Source organism: Sphingobium sp. GW821-FHT02B05 (assembly GCF_059421905.1).
Genome location: NZ_JBWKVW010000028.1, coordinates 1 through 1,963, shown reverse-complemented (window position 1 = coordinate 1,963; position 1,963 = coordinate 1). Strand labels below are relative to the sequence as shown.

Here is a 1,963-nt window from a genome sequence, read left to right as displayed (position 1 = left end):
TACGCCCGAACCCGTCACGACCGTACCCGTTCCGTCGATGGTTGCTGGCGGCGCAGGTGGCGCCGTCAAATCCGGCGCGGTGACCGGAATGTCGGGCGATTCATTGCCCGCCACATCCGTCTGGGTGACATCCAGGACTTCGCCATCGACTCGCGCCGGCGTAAGTTCCACGACATAATTGCCATCCTCATTGACGACGGCCGAACCGATGATGCTGCCCGACACATCCCGAACAATGATGGTGGCGCCAATCTCGCCCGTGCCGCTGATCGATGCGCCATCAGTCGTGATCGTTGCAGTGGGCGCATCGGGCGCGGTCAGGTCAGGAGCCGTCACCGATGCCGGGTCGGATATATTGCCAGCAGTATCCGCCTGTGTAATGGATAGCGGTTGTCCGTCGATCCGTGGTGGCGACAAAGTGACGCTGTAGCTGCCATCAGGCCGCACCTCATCGGAACCGATCAAGTTCCCCTGCGCGTCGCGCACATCGACGATGGCACCGGGTTCGCCTGTGCCGGTTATCGTCGTGCCATCGGGTGAGATATTGGCCACCGGCGCGTCCGGCGCATCGAGATCGGGCGCCATGAGAGCGACAGGTGTCGATTCATTGCCGGCCCCATCGGACTGCGTCACCGTTAAGGCTTCGCCATTGGTCTGGGGCACCGCAAGCGTCGCGGCATAATTGCCGTCTTCCTGAACGACAGCCGTACCGATCAACAGGCCGCTGGCGTTATAGATGCGGATATTGGCGCCCGCTTCACCCGTGCCCGTGACCGACACGCCATCATTGCCGATGGTGGCGGTGGGCGCCTGGGGCGCGATTCCATCGCCTGCCGTCACGAAAACAGGAGTGGATATGTTGCCGGCCGCATCCGTCTGAATAACGGTCAAGCGTTCGCCATTATTCTGCGGTGGACTAAGTGCGATCGTGAACGTGCCATCGTCCCCGACTTGGCCCGTACCCAACACCGTGCCGGTCGCATCATAGACATTGATGGTCGCACCGGACTCGCCCGTCCCGGTTAGGCTGGCCGGGTTTTCCAATGTGGCCGAGGGTGCATCGGGTGCCGTCAGGTCGGGCGCTATCGCCACAGCTGGCGGTGACACATTGCCCGCCGCATCGGTTTGCGTAACTCTCACCGTCTCGCCATTTTCGAGCGGCGTATCGAGCGTAATGGCATAATTGCCTTCCGCATCGGCTGCCCCACTGGCGATCAGAACGCCGGCGGCATTGCGAATCTGCACCGTCGCATTGGCCTCGGCAGTCCCTGAACACACCGTCCCCGTCGCATTCAGACTGGCAGTAGGCGGTGCCGGTTCATCGGTGTCGGCATCCGCATCGGCATCAGCATCCGCATCGGCATCAGCATCCGCATCCGCATCGGCATCCGCATCCGCATCCGCATCCGCATCCGCATCGGCATCAGCGTCAGCGTCAGCGTCAGCATCCGCATCCGCATCCGCATCGGCATCGGCATCCGCATCGGCATCAGCGTCAGCGTCAGCGTCAGCGTCAGCATCCGCATCAGCATCCGCATCCGCATCGGCATCGGCATCGGCATCGGCATCGGCATCGGCATCCGCATCCGCATCCGCATCCGCATCGGCATCAGCGTCAGCATCAGCGTCAGCATCCGCATCCGCATCGGCATCGGCATCCGCATCAGCATCAGCATCAGCATCAGCATCCGCATCGGCATCCGCATCCGCATCCGCATCCGCATCGGCATCGGCATCGGCATCGGCATCGGCATCCGCATCGGCATCCGCATCGGCATCGGCATCGGCATCCGCATCCGCATCGGCATCGGCATCGGCATCGGCATCAGCATCGGCATCAGCATCAGCATCAGCATCAGCATCAGCATCAGCATCAGCATCGGCATCGGCATCGGCATCGGCATCCGCATCCGCATCCGCATCCGCATCCGCATCCGCATCCGCATCCGCATCCGCATCCGCA

2 protein-coding genes are annotated in these 1,963 nt (G+C 62.8%); both read right to left on the bottom strand.

The annotated features are described in order from the left end of the window. On the bottom strand, positions 1-1,278 hold a 1,278-nt coding region (locus AC07UX_RS21130), incomplete at its 3' end, for an Ig-like domain-containing protein (protein ID WP_495193929.1). 14 nt (positions 1,279-1,292) lie between these two features. Beyond that, the coding region (locus AC07UX_RS21125) for a hypothetical protein (protein WP_495193928.1) at positions 1,293-1,963 on the bottom strand (671 nt) is incomplete at its 5' end.